This is a genomic window from Streptomyces sp. NPDC008313 (genome assembly GCF_042956125.1).
GTDB lineage: Bacteria > Actinomycetota > Actinomycetes > Streptomycetales > Streptomycetaceae > Streptomyces.
The window spans coordinates 25,480-46,233 of the sequence record NZ_JBIBFR010000023.1; the positions used below are offsets into that span (position 1 = coordinate 25,480).

17 protein-coding genes are annotated in these 20,754 nt (G+C 73.2%); 13 read left to right on the forward strand and 4 right to left on the reverse strand.

Features of this window, described 5'->3' with window-relative positions:
- The first annotated feature begins 4 nt into the window (after nucleotides 1-4).
- The 6 genes from ACFY93_RS26875 (at nucleotide 5) to ACFY93_RS26900 (ending at nucleotide 9,712) form a co-directional block, all read left to right on the forward strand.
- Entirely contained in the window at nucleotides 5-1,537 is a 1,533-nt protein-coding gene (locus ACFY93_RS26875; protein WP_391363639.1) for a leucyl aminopeptidase, read from the forward strand.
- A 270-nt stretch (nucleotides 1,538-1,807) separates the two neighbouring features.
- Entirely contained in the window at nucleotides 1,808-3,196 is a 1,389-nt protein-coding gene (lpdA, locus tag ACFY93_RS26880) for a dihydrolipoyl dehydrogenase (RefSeq protein ID WP_391363641.1), read from the forward strand.
- A 140-nt stretch (nucleotides 3,197-3,336) separates the two neighbouring features.
- On the forward strand, nucleotides 3,337-5,136 hold the full coding sequence (sucB, locus tag ACFY93_RS26885; RefSeq protein ID WP_391363643.1) for a 2-oxoglutarate dehydrogenase, E2 component, dihydrolipoamide succinyltransferase: 1,800 nt from the start codon (nucleotides 3,337-3,339) through the stop codon (nucleotides 5,134-5,136).
- Nucleotides 5,137-5,321: 185 nt separating this feature from the next.
- A complete protein-coding gene (locus ACFY93_RS26890) occupies nucleotides 5,322-5,945 on the forward strand; it encodes an FCD domain-containing protein (RefSeq protein WP_391363645.1) in 624 nt (207 codons plus the stop codon).
- 367 nt (nucleotides 5,946-6,312) lie between these two features.
- Nucleotides 6,313-9,015, forward strand: a complete 2,703-nt coding sequence (gene aceE, locus ACFY93_RS26895) for a pyruvate dehydrogenase (acetyl-transferring), homodimeric type (RefSeq protein WP_391363647.1) — start codon at nucleotides 6,313-6,315, stop codon at nucleotides 9,013-9,015.
- A gap of 178 nt (nucleotides 9,016-9,193) precedes the next feature.
- Complete coding sequence (locus ACFY93_RS26900) at nucleotides 9,194-9,712, forward strand: DUF4240 domain-containing protein (RefSeq protein WP_391363808.1); 519 nt, start codon at nucleotides 9,194-9,196, stop codon at nucleotides 9,710-9,712.
- A gap of 24 nt (nucleotides 9,713-9,736) precedes the next feature.
- Here ACFY93_RS26900 and ACFY93_RS26905 read toward each other — a convergent pair whose 3' ends face one another.
- Entirely contained in the window at nucleotides 9,737-10,528 is a 792-nt protein-coding gene (locus ACFY93_RS26905; protein WP_391363649.1) for an N-acetylmuramoyl-L-alanine amidase, read from the reverse strand.
- Between the two features lie 203 nt (nucleotides 10,529-10,731).
- On the opposite strand from ACFY93_RS26905, the gene ACFY93_RS26910 reads away from it, so the two are divergent.
- Nucleotides 10,732-11,916, forward strand: a complete 1,185-nt coding sequence (locus ACFY93_RS26910) for a MarP family serine protease (protein WP_391363651.1) — start codon at nucleotides 10,732-10,734, stop codon at nucleotides 11,914-11,916.
- Nucleotides 11,917-11,931: 15 nt separating this feature from the next.
- Here the strand turns inward: ACFY93_RS26910 and ACFY93_RS26915 are convergent, their stop codons facing one another.
- Nucleotides 11,932-12,420, reverse strand: a complete 489-nt coding sequence (locus tag ACFY93_RS26915; RefSeq protein WP_391363653.1) for a GNAT family N-acetyltransferase — start codon at nucleotides 12,418-12,420, stop codon at nucleotides 11,932-11,934.
- 72 nt (nucleotides 12,421-12,492) lie between these two features.
- On the opposite strand from ACFY93_RS26915, the gene ACFY93_RS26920 reads away from it, so the two are divergent.
- Together ACFY93_RS26920 and ACFY93_RS26925 are read left to right on the forward strand one after the other, a co-directional pair.
- The gene (locus tag ACFY93_RS26920; protein ID WP_391363656.1) at nucleotides 12,493-13,410 is read left to right on the forward strand and encodes a TIGR01777 family oxidoreductase; all 918 of its coding nucleotides are present in this window, start codon (nucleotides 12,493-12,495) and stop codon (nucleotides 13,408-13,410) included.
- A 278-nt stretch (nucleotides 13,411-13,688) separates the two neighbouring features.
- Nucleotides 13,689-15,077 carry an FAD-dependent oxidoreductase gene (locus ACFY93_RS26925; protein ID WP_391363810.1) on the forward strand — a complete coding sequence of 463 codons (1,389 nt, stop codon included), beginning with the start codon at nucleotides 13,689-13,691 and terminating at the stop codon, nucleotides 15,075-15,077.
- Nucleotides 15,078-15,093: 16 nt separating this feature from the next.
- Here the strand turns inward: ACFY93_RS26925 and ACFY93_RS26930 are convergent, their stop codons facing one another.
- Complete coding sequence (locus ACFY93_RS26930) at nucleotides 15,094-16,584, reverse strand: regulator (protein WP_391363658.1); 1,491 nt, start codon at nucleotides 16,582-16,584, stop codon at nucleotides 15,094-15,096.
- A gap of 251 nt (nucleotides 16,585-16,835) precedes the next feature.
- Here ACFY93_RS26930 and lipB point away from each other — a divergent pair, with 251 nt between their 5' ends.
- The 4 genes from lipB to ACFY93_RS26950 all read left to right on the forward strand — a co-directional run bounded on the left by lipB (nucleotide 16,836) and on the right by ACFY93_RS26950 (nucleotide 20,002).
- The gene (gene lipB / locus ACFY93_RS26935) at nucleotides 16,836-17,636 is read left to right on the forward strand and encodes a lipoyl(octanoyl) transferase LipB (protein ID WP_391363660.1); all 801 of its coding nucleotides are present in this window, start codon (nucleotides 16,836-16,838) and stop codon (nucleotides 17,634-17,636) included.
- A gap of 105 nt (nucleotides 17,637-17,741) precedes the next feature.
- The gene (gene lipA, locus ACFY93_RS26940) at nucleotides 17,742-18,719 is read left to right on the forward strand and encodes a lipoyl synthase (protein WP_391363663.1); all 978 of its coding nucleotides are present in this window, start codon (nucleotides 17,742-17,744) and stop codon (nucleotides 18,717-18,719) included.
- A gap of 296 nt (nucleotides 18,720-19,015) precedes the next feature.
- Nucleotides 19,016-19,222, forward strand: coding sequence for a hypothetical protein (locus ACFY93_RS26945; RefSeq protein WP_391363665.1), 207 nt, complete (start codon nucleotides 19,016-19,018; stop codon nucleotides 19,220-19,222).
- A 90-nt stretch (nucleotides 19,223-19,312) separates the two neighbouring features.
- Nucleotides 19,313-20,002: a DUF4191 family protein gene (locus tag ACFY93_RS26950; RefSeq protein ID WP_391363667.1), complete on the forward strand. Its 690-nt coding sequence runs from the start codon at nucleotides 19,313-19,315 to the stop codon at nucleotides 20,000-20,002.
- A 142-nt stretch (nucleotides 20,003-20,144) separates the two neighbouring features.
- On the opposite strand, the gene ACFY93_RS26955 is transcribed toward ACFY93_RS26950, so the two are convergent.
- Nucleotides 20,145-20,612: an RDD family protein gene (locus tag ACFY93_RS26955; RefSeq protein WP_391363669.1), complete on the reverse strand. Its 468-nt coding sequence runs from the start codon at nucleotides 20,610-20,612 to the stop codon at nucleotides 20,145-20,147.
- Nucleotides 20,613-20,754: the final 142 nt, after the last annotated feature.

Sequence of the window (20,754 nt, forward strand, 5' to 3'; positions counted from 1 at the left end):
CACCGTGACTGCTCTCACTCTCAGCACCGCCGCAGTGTCCGGCCTGCGGGCCGACGCGATCGTCGTCGGTGTCGCGAAGGGCGCCAAGGGGCCGGTCGTCGCCCCGGGCGCCGAGGCCGTGGACCAGGCGTACGACGGCGGGCTCGCCGGCATCCTGGAGACCCTGGGTGCCGCCGGCGCCGAGGGCGAGGTGACGAAGCTGCCGGCTCCGTCCGGCTTCAAGGCGCCGGTCGTGCTGGCCGTCGGCCTGGGAGCGGTCCCGGAGAAGGACGAGACGTTCGACGCCGAGATCCTGCGCCGCGCGGCCGGTGCCGCGGCCCGCGCGCTCGCCGGCGCCAAGAAGGCCGCCTTCGCCCTGCCGGCCCAGGACGCCGCCGACGCGGGCGCCGTCGGCGAGGGCGCGCTGCTCGGCGCGTACTCCTTCGACGCGTACAAGGAGACCGCCAGGAGCGGCGGGAAGAACGCGAAGAACGGCAAGGCCCCGCTCGCCGAGGCCGTGCTGCTCGGCGGCAAGCCCCGCGACAAGGCGTACAAGGCGGCCGTCGAGCGCGCCGTCGCCGTGGCGGAGGAGCTCAACCGCGCCCGCGACCTCATCAACACCCCGCCGAACGACCTGACCCCGGCCGCCTTCGCGGCCGTCGCGCAGGCGGCGGCCAAGGAGCACGGCATCAAGGTGCAGGTGCTCGACGAGAAGGCGCTGGAGAAGGGCGGCTACGGCGGCATCCTCGGCGTCGGCGCCGGTTCGGCCGCCGCCCCCCGCCTGGTCAGGCTCTCGTACACGAGCTCCAAGGCGGACAAGACCCTCGCCCTCGTCGGCAAGGGCATCACGTACGACTCGGGCGGCATCTCGCTGAAGCCGGCCGGGCACAACGAGACGATGAAGTGCGACATGAGCGGTGCCGCCGCCGTGTTCGCCGCGGTCGTCGCCGCCGCCCGTCTGGGCCTGGAGGTCAACGTCACCGGCTGGCTCGCGCTGGCCGAGAACATGCCCTCCGGCTCCGCCACCCGGCCGGGTGACGTGCTGCGCATGTACAGCGGCAAGACCGTCGAGGTCCTCAACACCGACGCCGAGGGCCGCCTCGTCCTCGCCGACGCGCTGTGGAGGGCCTCCGAGGAGAAGCCGGACGCGATCGTCGACGTGGCGACGCTGACCGGCGCCATGGTCCTCGCGCTGGGCAACCGCATCTTCGGTGTCATGGCCAACGACGACGCCTTCCGCGGCGCGATCGTGGAGGCCGCCGAGGAGGTCGGCGAGGAGTCCTGGCCGATGCCGCTGCCCGAGCACCTGCGCAAGGGCATGGACTCCCCCACCGCCGACATCGCCAACATGGGCGAGCGGATGGGCGGCGGCCTGGTGGCCGGCCTCTTCCTGCGGGAGTTCATCGGCGAGGGCATCACCTGGGCGCACCTCGACATCGCGGGCCCGGCCTTCAACGAGCAGGGCCCCTTCGGCTACACCCCCAAGGGCGGCACCGGTTCCGCGGTCCGCACCCTGGTCCGGCTGGCCGAGCTGACCGCGGCGGGCGACCTGGGCTGACGCCCGGCCGGCCCCCGCACGGGGGAACCCACGCGCCGCGTACGGCCCCGGGCGAGCCCGGGGCCGTACGCCCGTCGCGCGGGCATGGGACATCTCACACACCGGCCCGGCGTCCCGTGGCCCGCCGACAAGTGCGAAGATGGGTTCTCGGCAGGACAGGGCCCCCACCACAGGGCCGAAGAAAGAGCGGCCGGACACCAGCCGACCGATCGGTCACGTCCCGAAGGGGCGCATGACCCGGCTACGGCGCACATGCATGGAGGACGTGACGTGGCGAACGACGCCAGCACCGTTTTCGACCTAGTGATCCTCGGCGGCGGTAGCGGCGGTTACGCCGCGGCGCTGCGCGGGGCGCAGCTTGGTCTGGACGTCGCCCTGATCGAGAAGAACAAGCTCGGCGGCACCTGCCTGCACAACGGCTGCATCCCCACGAAGGCTCTGCTGCACGCCGGTGAGATCGCCGACCAGGCTCGCGAGAGCGAGCAGTTCGGTGTCAAGGCCACCTTCGAGGGCATCGACATCGCGGGCGTCCACAAGTACAAGGACGACGTGATCGCGGGCCTCTACAAGGGTCTGCAGGGTCTGGTCGCCTCCCGCAAGGTGACCTACATCGAGGGTGAGGGCCGTCTCTCCTCCCCGACCTCCGTGGACGTGAACGGACAGCGCGTCCAGGGCCGCCACGTGCTCCTCGCGACCGGCTCCGTGCCGAAGTCGCTGCCGGGCCTGGAGATCGACGGCAACCGCATCATCTCCTCCGACCACGCGCTGGTCCTGGACCGCGTCCCGCAGTCCGCGATCGTGCTCGGCGGCGGCGTCATCGGCGTCGAGTTCGCCTCCGCGTGGAAGTCCTTCGGTTCCGAGGTCACGGTGATCGAGGGCCTCAAGCACCTCGTCCCGGTCGAGGACGAGAACAGCTCCAAGCTTCTTGAGCGCGCCTTCCGCAAGCGCGGCATCAAGTTCAACCTCGGCACGTTCTTCCAGAAGGCCGAGTACACCCAGAACGGTGTGAAGGTCACGCTGGCCGACGGCAAGGAGTTCGAGGCCGAGGTCCTGCTCGTCGCCGTCGGCCGCGGCCCGGTCTCGGCCGGTCTCGGCTACGAGGAGCAGGGCATCGCGATGGACCGCGGTTACGTCCTGGTCGACGAGTACATGCGGACGAACGTCCCGACCGTCTCGGCCGTCGGCGACCTCGTCCCCACGCTCCAGCTCGCGCACGTCGGCTTCGCCGAGGGCATCCTGGTGGCGGAGCGTCTGGCCGGTCTGCGGGCCGTCCCGATCGACTACGACGGCGTGCCCCGGGTGACGTACTGCCACCCCGAGGTCGCCTCCGTGGGCATCACCGAGGCCAAGGCCAAGGAGATCTACGGTGCGGACAAGGTCGTCGCTCTGAAGTACAACCTCGCGGGCAACGGCAAGAGCAAGATCCTCAAGACCGCGGGCGAGATCAAGCTCGTCCAGGTCAAGGACGGTGCCGTGGTCGGCGTCCACATGGTCGGCGACCGTATGGGCGAGCAGGTCGGCGAAGCCCAGCTCATCTACAACTGGGAGGCGCTGCCCGCCGAGGTCGCCCAGCTCGTCCACGCCCACCCGACGCAGAACGAGGCGCTCGGCGAGGCCCACCTGGCCCTCGCGGGCAAGCCGCTGCACTCGCACGACTGATCCGGCCACGGGCCCGCGCGGCCCGTGCCGGCCCGTCACCGCGTCGCACGCGGGCGTACGACCACAGACTTCCGCACCTTCCCCGAGCTCTCGACAGCGCTCGAGCAGGGGGAGACCCCACATAAGGAGCAACAGAAACCATGGCGGTTTCCGTAACCCTTCCGGCGCTCGGCGAGAGCGTCACCGAGGGCACTGTCACCCGCTGGCTGAAGGCCGAGGGCGAGCGCGTCGAGGCCGACGAGCCTCTGCTCGAGGTGTCGACCGACAAGGTCGACACCGAGATCCCCTCCCCCGCCGCCGGTGTCCTCTCCTCCATCAAGGTCGCCGAGGACGAGACCGTCGAGGTCGGCGCCGAGCTGGCCGTCATCGACGACGGCACGGGCGCGCCCGCCGCCGAGGCTCCCGCCCCGGCCGCCGAGCCCGCCCCCCAGGCCGCCCCGGCGCCCGCGCCCGAGACCACGCCGTCCACCGACGTGGCCGCTCCGGCTCCCGCCCCGACCGCCGAGGCCGCCTCCGGCGCCGGCTCGGCCGAGGGCACCGACGTGGTCCTCCCGGCGCTCGGCGAGAGCGTCACCGAGGGCACCGTCACCCGCTGGCTCAAGGAGGTCGGCGACAGCGTCGAGGCCGACGAGCCGCTGCTCGAGGTCTCCACCGACAAGGTCGACACCGAGATCCCGGCGCCCACCTCCGGTGTGCTCCTGGAGATCACGGTCGGCGAGGACGAGACCGCCGAGGTCGGCGCCAAGCTGGCCGTCATCGGCGCTCCCGGTGCCGCCCCGGCCCAGGCCGCCCCCGCGGCGCCCGCCGCTCCGGCTCCGGCTCCGGCCGCCGCCCCGGCCGCTCCCGCCCCGGCTCCCGCCGCTCCGGCTCCCGCCCCGGCCGCCCCGGCGCCGCAGGCCCCCACGGCCCCGGCTCCGCAGCAGCAGACGGCCCCGGCTCCCGAGCCGGTCCCCTCCGCCCCGGTTCCGGCTCCCGCCCCGGCCGCCGCCCCGGCGTCCGCCGCGGTCTCCGGTGACGAGGGCGCGTACGTGACCCCGCTGGTGCGCAAGCTCGCCGCCGAGAACGGCGTCGACCTGGGCTCCGTCAAGGGCACCGGCGTCGGCGGCCGTATCCGCAAGCAGGACGTCGTCGCCGCCGCCGAGGCCGCGAAGGCCGCCGCGCCGGCTCCGTCCGCCGCGCCGTCCGCCGCGAAGAAGGCGCCGGCCCTGGAGGTCTCCCCCCTCCGCGGCCAGACCGTGAAGATGCCGCGCATCCGCAAGGTCATCGGCGACAACATGGTGAAGGCCCTGCACGAGCAGGCCCAGCTGTCCTCGGTCGTCGAGGTCGACATCACCCGCCTGATGAAGCTCCGCGCGCAGGCGAAGGACTCCTTCGCGGCCCGTGAGGGCGTCAAGCTCTCCCCGATGCCGTTCTTCGTGAAGGCGGCGGCCCAGGCGCTGAAGGCCCACCCGGTCATCAACGCCCGGATCAACGAGGCCGAGGGGACCATCACGTACTTCGACTCGGAGGACATCGGCATCGCCGTTGACTCCGAGAAGGGTCTGATGACCCCGGTCATCAAGGGCGCGGGCGGTCTGAACATCGCCGGCATCGCCAAGGCCACCGCCGACCTGGCGGGCAAGGTCCGGGCGAACAAGATCACCCCGGACGAGCTGTCCGGCGCGACGTTCACGATCTCCAACACCGGCTCGCGCGGCGCGCTCTTCGACACGATCATCGTGCCGCCGAACCAGGTCGCGATCCTGGGCATCGGTGCCACGGTCAAGCGTCCGGCCGTCATCGAGACGGAGGAGGGCACGGTCATCGGCGTCCGCGACATGACGTACCTGACGCTCTCCTACGACCACCGTCTGGTGGACGGCGCCGACGCCGCCCGCTACCTGACCGCGGTCAAGGCGATCCTGGAGGCCGGCGAGTTCGAGGTCGAGCTCGGCCTGTAGTCCCCGGCACACGCCAGTGCGATGCCCCCGTCCGGACCCCCGGACGGGGGCGTCGTCCGTTGCGGGCCGTGTAAGTCTCGTCTCACCTGCGTGAAAGGGCCGCTGTGCGCCCCTGTGCGGCGGCGTCACGGCCGTATTGTCTAGAAGTCAACGTCCCTGGGTCCCGCCCCCGCTAAGGAGCCCTCATGACCGCGCCCGTCGTCCACTCGCTGCGCGAACAGATCCGCGAGCACATCGTGGAGGGGATCGTGAGCGGGCGCTGGAAGCCGGGCGAACGGATCGTGGAGCGCCGGATCGCCACCGAGCTGGAGGTCAGCCAGACGCCGGTGCGCGAAGCGCTGCGCGAGCTGGAGTCGCTGAGGCTGATCGAGTCGGCCCCCAACAAGGGGGTCAGGGTCCGCAACCTGACCGCGGCGGACCTGGAGGAGAGCTACCCCGTACGCGCCGGTCTCGAGGCCATCGCGGCGGAGCTGGCCGCCGAGCGGCTCGCCGGGGACTGCTCGGCGCTGGAGCCGCACGTCGCCGCGCTGTACGAGGCCGACCGGCTGGCCGACGGCACCGGGCAGGTGCGGCACACGGTCGCCTTCCACCGCGAGCTGGTGCGCGCCGCGGACAACTCCGTCCTCCTGCACACCTGGGAGGGCCTGGGCATCGAGGTCTTCACGGCGCTGTCGATCCGCTGGCTGGGCACCGTCCAGCAGTCGTACGCGGAGGAGCACGAGGCGCTCGTGAACGCCTTCCGGAGCCGCGACCCGCTGATCGCCGACCTCGTGAAGGCACACGTCCTGGGCTGCGCGCCGCGGCCCTGAGCGAGCCCGGCGGAGGCGGAAGCGCCGCGCGCGGGGCGGTCGGCACAACGGAGCGCACCGGCGCTCACCTGCGGAAACCTTCGGAAAATCCTTCGAAATCGAGGCACCGCGTGCCTGGCCCGGAGGCACCGCGTGCCGACTTTCTCGATATGAAGAGGTTTTGGCCAACAATCCTTTGATCGATCATCGATCAGGGAGTTACAGTCATCGGCGGGCCACGCGGCGGAAGCCGCACGGTGTCACAGCACCGGAGCCCGCCGCCCTGTCCTGCCAAAGACCAAGGGCAACCCCCACCCCTTACCGCTGAGGGAGACCGTCGAAGGAACCCCCTTCACGGGCACCCCCTTCGACTCCGGAAGGCGGCGCAATGACCGACCCCACCGCAATCCAGCCGAGCGCGCTCGACCAGCTCCCCGACCGGGACCCGGAGGAGACCGCCGAATGGCAGGCCTCCCTGGACGCCGTCACCCAGGCGGCCGGGCCGCACCGGGCCGCATACCTGATGCGGCGCACGCTGGAGCGCGCCGAGGGCGCCGGCCTGGCGCTGCCCAAGCTGCTCGAGACGGACTACGTCAACACCATCCCCACCGCGGCCGAACCGGCCGTCGACGGTGACGAGGAGATGGAGCGCCGGATCACCGCGTGGAACCGCTGGAACGCGGCCGCCATGGTGACCCGGGGCAGCAAGCACGGCGTCGGCGGCCACATCGCCACGTTCGCCTCCGCCGCCTGGCTGTACGAGACCGGCTTCAACCACTTCTTCCAGGGCAAGGAGGGCGACGGCTCCGGCGACCAGCTGTACATCCAGGGCCACGCCTCCCCGGGCATCTACGCCCGCGCCTTCCTCGACGGCCGGCTCTCCGAGCAGCAGCTGGACAACTTCCGCCGCGAGGCCGGCGGCAACGGCCTGCCCTCGTACCCGCACCCGCGCCGGCTGCCCTGGCTGTGGGAGTTCCCGACGGTGTCGATGGGCCTCGGCCCGATCTCCGCGATCTACCAGGCGCGGTTCAACCGCTACCTGACCAGCCGCGGCATCAAGGACCTGTCGAACTCCCACGTGTGGGCGTTCCTCGGTGACGGCGAGATGGACGAGCCGGAGTCCACCACCGCGCTCACCCTCGCCTCCCGCGAGGGCCTGGACAACCTGACCTTCGTCATCAACTGCAACCTGCAGCGCCTCGACGGTCCGGTGCGCGCCAACTTCAAGATCGTTCAGGAGCTGGAGGCCCTCTTCCGCGGCGCCGGCTGGAACGTGATCAAGTCCCTATGGGGCACCGCCTGGGACGAGCTGTTCCAGCTCGACACCACGGGCGCGCTGGTCCGCCGTCTGCGCGAGGTACCGGACGCGCAGGTGCAGACGTACCAGACGCGCGACGCCGCCTACATCCGCGAGGACTTCTTCGGCAAGGACCCGGCACTCGCCGAGATGGCGAAGCTGCTGAGCGACGACAAGATCCTCGAGTGCTTCCACCTCTCGCGCGGCGGCCACGAGGCCCGCAAGGTCTACGCCGCGTACCGGGCGGCCGTGGAGCACAAGGGCGCGCCGACCGTGATCCTGGCCCAGACCGTCAAGGGCCACACCCTCGGCGAGGGCTTCGCGTCGAAGAACGCCAACCACCAGATGAAGAAGCTGACGGTGGACGAGTTCAAGGCGATGCGGGACCGTCTCGGCCTCCCGGTCTCCGACGCGCAGTTCGTCGACGGCCAGGTGCCCTACGGCCACCCGGGCGCCGACTCCCCCGAGGTCCGCTACCTCCAGGAGCGCCGCGCCGCCCTCGGCGGCCCGGCCCCGGCCCGCCGTCTGCACCCGGTCGCGCCGCTCCCGCAGCCGGCCGACAAGGCGTTCGCCGCGTTCGACAAGGGCTCCGGCACCCAGAACGTGGCCACCACCATGGCGTTCGTCCGCCTGGTCAAGGACCTGGTCCGCGACAAGGAGACCGGAAAGCGCTGGGTGCCGATCGTCCCCGACGAGGCGCGCACCTTCGGCATGGAGAGCCTCTTCCCGTCCCTGGGCATCTACTCGCCCAAGGGACAGACGTACGAGCCGGTCGACCGCGACCAGCTGATGTACTACAAGGAAGCCACGAACGGGCAGATCTTCAACGAGGGCATCACCGAGGCCGGTGCCATGGCCGAGTTCATCGCCGCCTCGACGTCGTACGCGACGCACGGCGAGACGATGATCCCGTTCTACATCTACTACTCGATGTTCGGCTGGCAGCGCACCGGCGACCAGATGTGGCAGGCCGGCGACCAGCTGGCCCGCGGCTTCCTCGTCGGCGCCACGGCCGGCCGGACGACGCTGACGGGCGAGGGCCTGCAGCACGCCGACGGTCACTCGCCGGCGATCGCCGCGACGAACCCGGCGGCGATGACGTACGACCCGGCGTTCGCGTACGAGATCGGCGTCATCGTCAAGGACGGTCTGCGCCGCATGTTCGGCGAGGCCGCGCCGGACGAGGACCCGAACGTCTTCTACTACCTGACGGTCTACAACGAGCCGGTGCCGCAGCCCGCCAAGCCGGCCGTCCCCGGCATCGACGAGGGCATCGTCAAGGGCCTGTACCGCTTCAACACGGCGGAGACGGCGGGGCTGTCGCCCGCGGCCGACGCGGCGCGCATCCAGCTGCTCGGCTCCGGTACGGCCATCCACTGGACGCTCCAGGCCCAGAAGCTGCTCGCCGAGGAGTGGGGCGTGGCCGCCGACGTGTGGTCCGCGACGTCCTGGACCGAGCTGCGGCGCGACGCCATGGACGCGGACGCGGCGCTGCTGCGGGGCGAGGAGCGGGTGCCGTTCGTCCGCCAGGCGCTCCAGGGCGCCGAGGGCCCGGTGCTCGCGGTCTCCGACTACATGCGCCAGGTCCCGGACCAGATCGCGCAGTGGGTCGAGCAGGACTGGGCCTCGCTCGGCGCGGACGGCTTCGGCCTGTCCGACACCCGTGAGGCGGCCCGTCGTCACTTCGGCGTCGACGCGCAGTCGATCGTCGTCGCGGCCCTGGCCCAGCTCGCCCGCCGCGGCGAGGTCCCGGCCTCGGCGGTGAAGGAGGCGCGCGAGCGCTACGGCCTGTAGGCCCGTCGTTCACGCACCGGTGGGGCGCGGTGGCTCCGGCCGCCGCGCCCTTCGGCGTTCCGCCACGTCCTTCGGCGTACCGCCCCCCTGCCCGGACTTTCCGTCGGCACGTGCGCTGATAACAATCTGCCGTACTCCGCGTGCGTCCCTCCCGCCGAGGCCCGATGCTGGACCCGTGATGGACGAGACGGAGTTCTGGGAGCTGGTGGACACGACCCGCGAGGCCGCGGAGGGCGACCCCGAGGAGCACGCGGATCTGCTGGTCGAACGGCTCAGCGGGCTCGACCCCGAATCGGTGGTCGACTTCGCCCGTCACTTCGAGGCCCGCTACAACCGCGCGTACCGGTGGGACCTGTGGGGAGCGGCCTGGGTGCTGCTGGACGGGGCGAGCGACGACGCGTTCGACTTCTTCCGGTGCTGGCTGATCGGCCAGGGCCGGGAGGTCTTCGAGGGCGCCGTGCACGACCCGGACTCGCTCGCCGACCTGCTCCCCGACTTCGACGAGGACCTGGACGGCGACGGCGAGGAACTGGGCTACGCGGCGGACGAGGCCTTCGAACAGCTCACCGGTGTCGTCGCCCCCGACCTGGGCGTCCCCGCCCCCGGCCCCGAACCCGAGGGCACCCCGCTCGACTTCGAGGACGAGGCGGTGCTCGCCGAGCGCTACCCGAAACTGTGGGACCGCTTCAGGTCCTGAGGCCGCCCCGGCGGGTGCCGGGGCTCAGGACGGCGGCCTGCCCTGCAGGCGGGCGGCCCGTTCCCGGATCTCGGGGAGGCGGGCGGTCAGGGCCGCGCCCGGGCAGCTCGTGCTGAACGCCGCGTTGTGGCCCGCGATCGCGGGCAGGGTCGCGACCGCGCCCTTCGGGTAGCGGCTGAGGCTGTTGCTGGAGACGAGGCGTACGCCGGCGCGCGGGTCGATGTCCGAGAGACCGAGCTTCCAGGCGGCCACGGCGGCGATCGCGTCGGTCATCGCCCGCGGGACGGCCGCGCCCGCCGTGAACGTGCCGATGGCCGCGATGCCGGCGGTGCGGTGGTTGAAGCCCTGAGTGTGGGCGCCGGTGACGGCCCGGCCGGTGCCGCCCGCGCGGCCCTCGTAGACGGTGCCGCAGCGGTCGACCAGGAAGTTGTAGCCGATGTCGTCCCAGTGCCGGGCGCCGACCTGGCCCTCGTACAGACGGCGGATGATGACGGGGGTGTCTGCGCAGTCGTAGCCGTTCGGGGAGTCCGTGTGGTGCACGAAGACGGCGACGACCCGGTCGTCGTAGCGGGCGGGCGGCTGGTCCGGCATGCTCCCGTCCGCCCAGCGGGACCTCGGCACGATCTGCGGCCGGGGCGCCGAGTGGGCGACGGCGGGCCGCGCGGCGACCGGCGGGCCGGCCTTCTCCCGCGCACCGCCCACGTCGACCGCGCACAGCACGAGCGCCACGACGGCGATCAGCGCGGGCACACATCCGAGCGCCACCCAGGCGGCCCGGGGTATGCGCGGCCCTCGCCCTCTCCGGAAGACACGCATGCGCCCACCCTCACCCCGACGCGCGCGCGCCGCGAGGCGAGCTGGGCCGGCCGGTGGAACCATCGGGCCGGTGGGACACGTTCTTACAGGTCCACGCGGGCGTGCGCGCGGCCCGCGCGGACACGGACTGATCAGTGAGCCCGCACGGCGCGTATCAAAGGGCCCGCGCGTGACCGGGGACCCGAGAAAGAGGGAGCCGCTCCGTGGACCTGCTGGACCTCCTGTTGCTGCTGGTGATCCTCGGCTACGCGGCGTCCGGCTACCGGCGCGGGCTGGTCGCCGGCTGCGTCTCCCTGGCCGGTTTCGTGGGCGGTGCCACGCTCGGCGTCTGGGCGCTGCCGTGGGTGATGGACCTGGTGACGGCGGGCACGTCGGCGGCGACGGTGACGGCGGTGCTGACGCTGCTGGTGCCCGCCGGGATCGGGCACGAGCTGGCGGGCCGCCTCGGGCTGCGGCTGCGCCGCGAGCTGGACCGCGGGGCGCTGCGGGTGGCGGACGGGGCGGGCGGGGCCGCGGCGAACACGGTCGCCGTGCTGCTGGTGGCCTGGGTGGCGGCGAGCGTCGTCGGCACGTCCTCGTCCCCGCCGGTCACCCGCTCGATCCGCGACTCGGCGCTGCTGGGCGCGGTGCAGGACGCGATGCCGGACACCACGCCGGCGTGGTTCTCGCGGGCCACCTCGGAGCTCGCCGAGGCCGGTTTCCCCCAGGTGTTCAACCCGTTCGAGAGCGAGCCCGCCACGGGCGTCGCCAGGCCGTCGGGGGACAGCGTCACCCCGGCCGCGGCGAACGCGGCCAGGCTGAGCACCGTCAAGGTCGAGGGCACCGCGGGCAGTGAGGGGCGCGAGGGCAGCGGCTTCGTCTACAGCACCCGGCACGTGATGACCAACGCCCATGTGGTGGCCGGCATCGACGAGCCCACCGTGCGCGTCGGCGGTGTGGGACGCGTGTACGAGGCGACCGTGGTGTTCTTCGACCCGCGCAAGGACGTCGCCGTCCTGTACGTGCCGGACCTGCGCGCCCCGGTGCTGCGCTTCGACGGCGACGCCTCCCGGGGCGACTCCGCCGTCGTCGCCGGCTATCCGCAGGACGGCGGCCTGGACCTGCAGGCGGCCACCGTGGCGCAGCGCATCCGGGCGACGGGGCGCAACATCTACAACACCCAGGTCGTCACCCGCGACATCTACGCCATCCGTTCCACCGTCCGCCCCGGCAACTCCGGCGGGCCGCTGCTCACCACCGGCGGGGAGGTGTACGGCGTCGTCTTCGCCCGTTCCACCACGGACGACGAGACGGGGTACGCCCTGACGGCGGACGAGGTGGCGGGCGACGCCCGGCGCGCGGCCCTGTCCACGACGCCGGTGGACACGGGCCGCCTCGTCACCGGCTGAGCCCGGCCCGCCGGGTCAGAGGAAGCGGCCCATCAGGATGTCGTCGACGTAGCGGCCGTCCAGCAGGAACTCCTCGGGCAGCACGCCGTCGACGACGAACCCCTCGGACTCGTACAGCGTGCGCGCCGGGGTGTTGTGGCCGAGGACGCGCAGCGAGATCCGCCGGGCGCCCAGCCGCCGGGCCTCGTCCTGCGCGGCGCGCAGCAGCGCCCGCCCCACCCCCGCGCCGCGCGCCGCGTCGGCGACGGCGAGGCCCTGGATCTGCCGGACGTGGGTGTTGCAGGCGAGCGGGGTGGGGAAACCCAGCCGGAGGTATCCGACGATCTCCCCGCCGAGCTCGGCGACCAGGTGGTCCCGGGGTCCGCAGCTCCCGCTGAAGAAGAGGTCGTACGGCTGCCGGGGGCGCGGCTGGACCGCGTGCAGCGGGGACCAGGTGGCGCGGTCGAGGCGGCCGAGCGCCTCCTCGTCGTCGGCGGTCGCGAGGCGTATGTGCGGTACGGGCATGCGGATCACTGTACGACGGGGTCACCGGGCGCCGTTCGCGATTTTTCCGGGTCCTGCGGGCAGGATGGGCGCATGAACGACTCACGGCTCGCACCGGGTTCCCGCGTCGCGATCGCCGGCGCGTCCGGTCTGATCGGCTCGGCGCTGGCCCGCTCACTGACCGCGGACGGTCACGAGGTGGTGCGGCTGGTGCGCAGGCCGCCGCGCGGTCCGGGCGAGGTCCGCTGGGATCCGGCTCAGCGGCGGATCGACGCGGCCGGGCTCGCCGGCTGCGCCGCGGTGGTCAACCTCGCGGGCGCCGGGATCGCCTCCCGGCCCTGGACGGACGCGTACAAGGAGCGGATCCGGCTGAGCCGGGTGGACGGCACGGTGACGCTCGCCGAGGCCGTCGCCGCCCTCGACACGCCCCCGCGGGTCTTCGTCAACGGCAGCGCGATCGGCTTCTACGGCGACACGGGCGACCGTGCCGTGGACGAGTCGGCGCCGCCCGGCGACGGCTTCCTGCCGGGGGTCTGCGTGGAGTGGGAGGAGGCGACGGAGCCTGCCCGTGAGGCCGGTGTCCGTACCGTGCTGGCCCGTACGGGGCTGGTGGTGGCCCGCGGCGGCGGGGCGTGGGGGAAGCTGTTCCCGCTGTTCAGGGCCGGTCTCGGCGGCCGTCTCGGGGACGGCCGGCAGTACTGGAGCTTCATCGCGCTGCACGACGAGGTCGCCGCGCTCCGGCACCTCCTCGACACCGGGACGCTGTCGGGTCCCGTGAACCTGACGGCGCCCGAGCCGCGCACCAACCGGGAGGTGACCGAGGCGATGGGGCGGGTGCTGCACCGGCCCACCCTGTTCACGGCGCCCGCTCCGCTGCTGCGTCTCGCGCTGGGCGAGATGTCCGGCGACATCCTGGGCAGTCAGCGGGTGCTGCCCGCCCGGCTCCTCGACTCCGGGTTCGCGTTCGCGTTCCCCGGCATCGACGACGCGCTGCGGGCGGCACTGGGCTGACCGGCAAAGTGCGTCGGGGCGCCCCCGTGTGAGCCCCTCGCGCGACGTTCCCACGCCGTCGCGCCCCCTACGGTCGCCCCGAACTCGGGTATTCCTGAGGCCTGTTGGGGGCATGACGTCCCCAGCAGCCGCGCAACCTCGAGGAGGGGCACGTGCCGGAGCACGCACGCCAAGCGGACACCGCAGCCGTCACCGACGTCACGGACGCCGGTGGGGTCACAGACGTCACGGACGTCCCAGGGATCACGGAAGCCACCGGCGTCACGGGCGTCACGGAAATCGCGGGGGATACGACCGCCGCGGACGTCGTCGTCGTGGGCGCCGGGGCCGCCGGGCTCGCCGCCGCCCACCATCTGACCAGGGCGGGTCTCACCACCGTCGTACTGGAGGCCGCCTCCGGTGTCGGCGGGCGCATGTCGACGGAGAAGGTGGACGGCTTCCGGCTGGACCGGGCGGGCCGGCTGCTGTCCACCGCGTATCCCGGGCTGCGGAGCACACCGGGCCTGGACGCCCTCGTGCTGCGGCCGTTCTCCCCGGGTGTCCTGCTGTGCGCCGACGGCGTGCACCACCGGGCGGGCGAGCCGGTCGCCCCCCGGCGCGCCAGGGGCGCACTCACCGTCGTACGCGCCCTGGCGAGCGCCCCTCGTCCCCAGCTCGCCCAGCGCGCCGCGCGCCGCCCCAGGCCGGCGGAGACCGACGGCGCCGCCCACCGCCCCGGCCCGCTCGGCACCTCCGCCGACCGGGCCCGGCTGAACGCCGCCCTCGCCCGGATCGCCGCCGCCCCGCCGGGCCGCCTCATGGCCGGCCCGGACGTCCCGGCCGGCCGGGCCCCGTCCGTCCGCGGTCTCCCGGCGCGTACGGTCGAGGGCTTCCTGCGCCCGCTGGTCGCCGCGCTCCTGTGCGATCCCTCGCCGGGGACGTCCAGCCGCTGCGCCGACCTGGCGCTGCACGCCTTCATGACGGGCCGTCTGTGTCTGCCCGAGGGCGGCTCGGACGCGCTGCCCGAACTCCTCGCGGCCGGTCTCCCGCCGGGCACCGTCCACACCGGCGTCCGGGTCACCGCCGTCTCCACCACCTCGGTGACCACCCGCGAGCACGGCGAACTCCGGTGCCGGGCGGTCCTGCTGGCGACCGGGGCGCGCGCCGCCGCCGAGTTGCTGCCGGGGCTGCGCGTACCGGGCTTCCACCCGGTGACGGTTCTGCACCACACCACCGACGAACCGCCGTTGAGGGAGCCCGCCCTGCTCCTCGACGCCGACCGCACGGGGCCGGTGAACCACACCGCGGTCATCAGCGAGGTCGATCCGACGCGGGCGCCCGCGGGCCGGTCCCTCGTCTCGTCGACGGTGCTGGGCGCCGCCCCGGACGCGGGCCGGCTGGACGCCGCCGTCCGCGCCCAGCTGGCCCACCTCTACGGGACGCCGACGAGCCGCTGGGAGCTCCTCGCGGTCCACCACGACCCCGAGGCGGTCCCGGCGATGCCCGCCCCGCACGACCTGCGCCGCCCCGTACGCATCCTGGCGGGCCTGTACGTCTGCGGTGACCACCGGGACACCAGCACCGTCCAGGGCGCCCTGCACTCGGGCCGCAGGGCCGCCCACGCCCTCCTCGCCGATCTGGGCGTCCGCCGCGCCCCCTTGCCGAAGACCCTCGGGACGGCCGCCTGACGGCGGGACCCGGGGGTCACCCCAGCGCCGCGACCCGCTCCCGGTAGCCCCGGGCGGGCGCGGCGTCCCGGTACGGCTCCAGCCGGCGCTCGAAGTCGCGCACGTACTCGACCGCCCGGACCGACCGCATCTCCAGGGCCTGTCCGGCCGACTCCGCGGCCAGCTGGCAGGCGAGGTCGAGCTCCCCGAGCCCGAGCCGCGCCACGGCCAGCACCATGCGGCAGAAGAGCCTGCTGCGCGCGTACCCGTGGGGCCGCAGCTGCAGGGATCTCTCGGCGTGCTGGGCGGCGGCCCGGTACTGCTGGAGGTCGCGGTGGCAGTGCCCGAACTCGTCGGCGAGCTGTGCCTCGTCGAAGAAGCGCACCCAGTGCGGGACGTCGTCCCCGGGCCGGGCCGTCTCCAGCGCGCGCTCGGCCCGCGCCATCGAGGCCGTGCACGCCCGAACCTCCCCGAGCAGGCCGTGCCCGCGCGCCTCCGCCGAGTGCAGCAGCGCCTGCACGACGGGCGGCGCCGCCGAGCCGACGCCCTGCTGGGCGACCCGGGCGAGCTGGACGGCCTCCCGCCCGTGGCCGAGGTAGACGGCCTGCCTGCTCATCGTCACCAGCACGTACGCCCCGTACGCCCGGTCGCCGGCCGCCTGCGAGAGCCGCAGCGCCTGCACGAAGTACCGCTGGGCCAGTCCGTGCGCGCCGATGTCGTACGAGGTCCAGCCGGCGAGCCGGGTCAGGTCGGCGGCCGCGGCGAACAGCCGGCGGCCGGTCTGCTCGCCGTAGACGCCGCGCAGCATCGGCTCGGCCTCGTGCTCCAGGTAGCGCACGAGGGCCTGCCGGGCGTGCCCGCCGCCGTAGGCGTGGTCGAGGGCGCGGAACAGCTCGCCCACGGAGCGCAGCGCGGCGATGTCGCCACCGGTGACCTTCTGGCCGGGGCCGCGCTCCGTCCGGGCGCGCCTGCCGGGGACCGGGGGCGCTGCCGGGCCGGCGGGGAGCAGCGGGAGGCGGGCGACGGGCCGCGCCTGGGCGGGGACGCGCCGGGCGCCCGCCGGGGCCGGGTCGCCGCGGCCCACCCGGTCGTCGGCCCGGCCGATCAGCCAGTCCCGGCTGGGCACCACGAGTCCGGCCGGGGTGAAGGCGATCTTGCGCAGCTCCGCGTGGCTGCCGGAGTCCTTGCGCCACAGGCCGCTGACGATGTCCACGGCCTCCTCGGGCGTGGCGGCGAACTCCAGGCCCGCGTAGACCGGGGCGCACGCGTCCAGCCCGAGGTCCTGCGCGGAGAGCCGGCGGCCGAGCCTGCGGGTGAAGACCTCGGCGATCAGGGCGGGCGTGGTGCCCCGGGGCTGCTGGCCGCGCAGCCAGCGGGTGACCGACGTCTTGTCGTATCTGAGATCGAGGCCGTGTTCGAGGCCGAGCTGGTCCACGCGACGGGCGAGACCGGCGTTGGAGAACCCCGCTTCTGCGATGAGCGCGGCGAGCTGTCGGTTGGGGGTGCGCTGCGCGGGTCGTTCCGTCATCTGCGGTGCGGTCTCCTGCCTACGGGTCCCCCGGCGGCCTCGGAGCCGCGCGGCGACCCGGCTTGCCTGTGAGCAGCCCTTTTGGCCTTGTGAACGGGGCGAACGTAGCCCTCTGTAAACACCTGATCGCACCTTTCGGCATGCATTCATCCGATCGTGTGAGGATTGGCCCCGGAGCTGACGCTTTTCCGCCGCGCGTACAGTGGCGGAGGCGCGAAAGACGCAGCGTGAACGTGGAGGAGGCGCTTGCCGTGGGTGAGTTCCGGTTCGTCCGAATGGGGTTCGGTACGGAGGCGGTCGAGTACCAGGAGGCCTGGGACGAGCAGCGCCGGGTGCACGCCGCCCGCTTCGCCGACGAGCTCCCGGACACCTGTCTGCTGCTGGAGCACCCGCCGGTGTACACCGCGGGCCGGCGCACCGCACCCGAGGAGCGCCCGCTGGACGGCACCCCGGTGGTGGACGTGGACCGCGGCGGGAAGATCACCTGGCACGGTCCGGGCCAGCTCGTCGGCTACCCGATCCAGAAGCTGCCCCGCCCGGTGGACGTGGTCGCGCACCTGCGGCGCCTGGAGGACGCGATGATCGGCGTCTGCGCCGAGTTCGGCGTCGAGACCTCGCGGGTCGAGGGCCGGGCCGGCGTCTGGGTCCTGGGCGACCCCCTCGAGCGGCGGCCCGCGCTCGGCGGACTCTCCCTCGACTTCGACCCCCGGCTCACCGACGACGAGTTCGACCCCCGGCTTAACGGCCCCGAGTACGCGCCCTCGAACGCCGGCCAGCGCCGCGAGGACCGCAAGATCTGCGCCGTGGGCATCCGGGTGGCCAAGGGCGTCACCATGCACGGCTTCGCGCTCAACGTGAACCCCGACACCTCGAGCTTCGACAAGATCATTCCCTGCGGCATCCGTGACGCGGGCGTGACCTCTCTCGCCTACGAGCTGGGCCGCGACATCAGCATCGCCGAGGTTCTCCCGGTGGCCGAGAAGCACCTGCGGGACGTCCTGGAGAACGCCGACCTGAAGCCCAGGGAGATCGCCGCCCCGTCCGGCGCCTGAGTGCCGGGGCGTCCCCGCTCTCGAAGGCCGCCCACGGGAAGAGCCCGCATCCGCACAGGCGTACGCTGGTGTACGCCGACGAATCGAAGCTGTAGGGAGCCGGACGTGTCCGCAGTCGCACCCGACGGACGCAAGATGCTGCGCCTGGAGGTCCGCAACAGCCAGACCCCCATCGAGCGCAAGCCCGAGTGGATCAAGACCCGGGCGAAAATGGGTCCCGAGTACACGAAGATGCAGAACCTCGTGAAGAGCGAGGGCCTGCACACGGTCTGCCAGGAGGCCGGCTGTCCCAACATCTACGAGTGCTGGGAGGACCGCGAGGCCACCTTCCTCATCGGCGGCGACCAGTGCACCCGGCGCTGCGACTTCTGCCAGATCGACACCGGCAGGCCCGAGGCGCTGGACCGTGACGAGCCGCGCCGCGTCGGCGAGTCCGTGGTCACCATGGACCTGAACTACGCCACCATCACCGGCGTCGCCCGCGACGACCTGGAGGACGGCGGCGCCTGGCTGTACGCGGAGACGGTCCGCCAGATCCACGCGCAGACCGCGGACCGCGCGGACGGCCGCACCAAGGTCGAGCTGCTCGCCCCCGACTTCAACGCCGTCCCCGAGCAGCTGGCCGAGGTCTTCTCCTCGCGTCCCGAGGTCTTCGCGCACAATGTCGAGACGGTCCCCCGCATCTTCAAGCGGATCCGCCCCGGCTTCCGCTACGAGCGCTCGCTCAAGGTGATCACCGACGCCCGCGACTACGGCCTGGTCACCAAGTCGAACCTGATCCTCGGCATGGGCGAGACCCGCGAGGAGATCAGCGAGGCCCTGCGGCAGCTGCACGAGGCCGGCTGCGAGCTGGTCACCATCACGCAGTACCTGCGGCCCTCGGTGCGCCACCACCCGGTGGAGCGCTGGGTGAAGCCGCAGGAGTTCGTGGAGCTGAAGGAGGAGGCCGAGCAGATCGGCTTCTCCGGCGTCATGTCGGGCCCGCTGGTCCGCTCCTCGTACCGGGCCGGACGGCTGTACCGGATGGCCATGGAGTCGCGCGGGACGGACGCCCCGCTCCAGGCCGCCTCCCAGGCCGTCTGAGCACCCGCCGGGGGCTCGGGCCGGGCATCCGGCCCATGGCGGCCGCCCCCACGGCCTCCGAGCGCGTGTGAATCTGCGCACAAGAGGCTACTGCCGAGTAATGGCCGAGACGACGCGGTCCCGACCGTCCCCGCTGATGGGGGCGTTCGTCGGGGCCGCGTCGGCGTTCGCACGTGCGCATCCGGGCTTCACCCGCGTTTGACCGCCCGGTCACGCCCTGGTAACACCAATCAGTGAGCCTGTTCTCACGCCACGTGCACGCTCATCCCAGTCCGCTCCCGAGGGGGACCTCCGCCATGCAGGCCGCGCCCGTCCACGCCACCGCGATTCCGTCGTTCACCGACGCACTGCGCGCCGTCGAGTCGCTGCTCCTGAGCGGCGGCCAGCGCACCGCCCGACGCAACGCCTGGACCTCCGTCCTGGAGGACCGCCGCCGGGCCAAGGACCGGTTCGAGGCGCAGCGCGTCCTGGAGGAGACCGGACGGCCCGCGCTGCTGTCGTGACCGCCGCGCCGGCCGGCCCGGCCCTCCCCCGGACGGGTGCGCGCGGCACTGCCGTCGTCGGCGCCCGGCGGGCCACGTAGACTCGGTCCCATGGCGAGGAAGGAAACCGCAGCGGACGCTGCGAACCCCGGGCGACTCAAGCAGATCGCCCTGACTTACAAGATGACCCGCAAGGCCGATCCCAGGATCGGTCTTGTACTCGCGGCTGTCGGAATCGTCACCCTTGGTGTCTTCCTCGCGATCGGCTTCTTGATCGGCCACCCGGTCTATCTCGGCATTCTCGGCCTTCTGCTCGCCTTCCTCGCGACGGCGATCGTTTTCGGGCGCAGGGCCGAGCGTGCCGCGTTCGGGCAGATGGAGGGACAGCCGGGCGCTGCGGCGGCGGTGCTCGACAACATCGGCCGCGGCTGGACGACGACTCCGGCGGTGGCGATGAACCGCAGCCAGGACGTGGTGCACCGGGCCGTCGGCAAGGCCGGGATCGTGCTGGTCGCCGAGGGCAACCCGAACCGGGTGAAGAGCCTGCTGGCCGCGGAGAAGCGCAAGATGGCGCGGATCGTCTCGGACGTCCCGGTGCACGACGTGCTCGTGGGCAACGGCGAGGGTCAGGTGGAGCTGAAGAAGCTCCGTACGACGCTCCTGAAGTTCCCGCGCGTCCTCACCGGCCCGCAGGTCACCGCGACCAACGACCGGCTGCGCGCGATGGGCGACCTGATGAAGAACATGCCGCTGCCGAAGGGCCCGATGCCCAAGGGCATGCGGATGCCGCGCGGGCGGTAGGCCCGCGAGCCCGCCGCTCCTACATGTACGTGGAGGGGGCGCCCGGAACCGGTCGGTTCCGGGCGCCCCCTTCGTCATGAGCGCCGTGCGGCGGCCCGTCGTCCGGCGTGCGGAGGTTCGTCGGCGCCGTGCGGCGGGAACGTCAGCCGCGCACCTCGACGGTGCGGGCGAGACGGTCGTGCAGGCCGCGGCCGTCGCGGTCCCAGATCAGCGCGGGCAGCGCGACGCACAGCAGGGCCGTGCGCAGCAGGACCCGCAGCGGGTTCGCCGCGCCGCCGTTCTCGGAGACGACCCGCAGCCCGAACAGCCGCTTGCCCGGGGTGAAGCCGACCGTGCCGACGGTCAGCACCCCGAGGGCGAAGAAGAGGAGCAGCGCCCAGTTCCCCGTCGCCTGGCCGTAACCATCGGTGATCAGCTCGTATGCGATCAGCGTGCACAGGGCCCAGTCGACGGCGAGGGCGCCGAGGCGGCGGCCCGGACGGGCGAGGGAGCCCGGTCCCTGTTCCGGCAGACCGAGCTGCTCGCCCCGGTAGCCGAAGTCCGCGCCCGCCTCTTCCGCGGCCGCGCGGGGCCCGGAGAGCCACGATCCGATTGCTTGCCTGTTGTCCACCGCTCCACGGTACTGCGACCCGTTTCGTACGGGGCCGGGCGGGTCCCGCGATCCGCCGTCCACGGGGCCCCGGCACGTTGGCCGACCGGGTCTGGGCACCCCGCCGGCACCCCGCCCGGTTAACTTCCACGAAACAAATGGG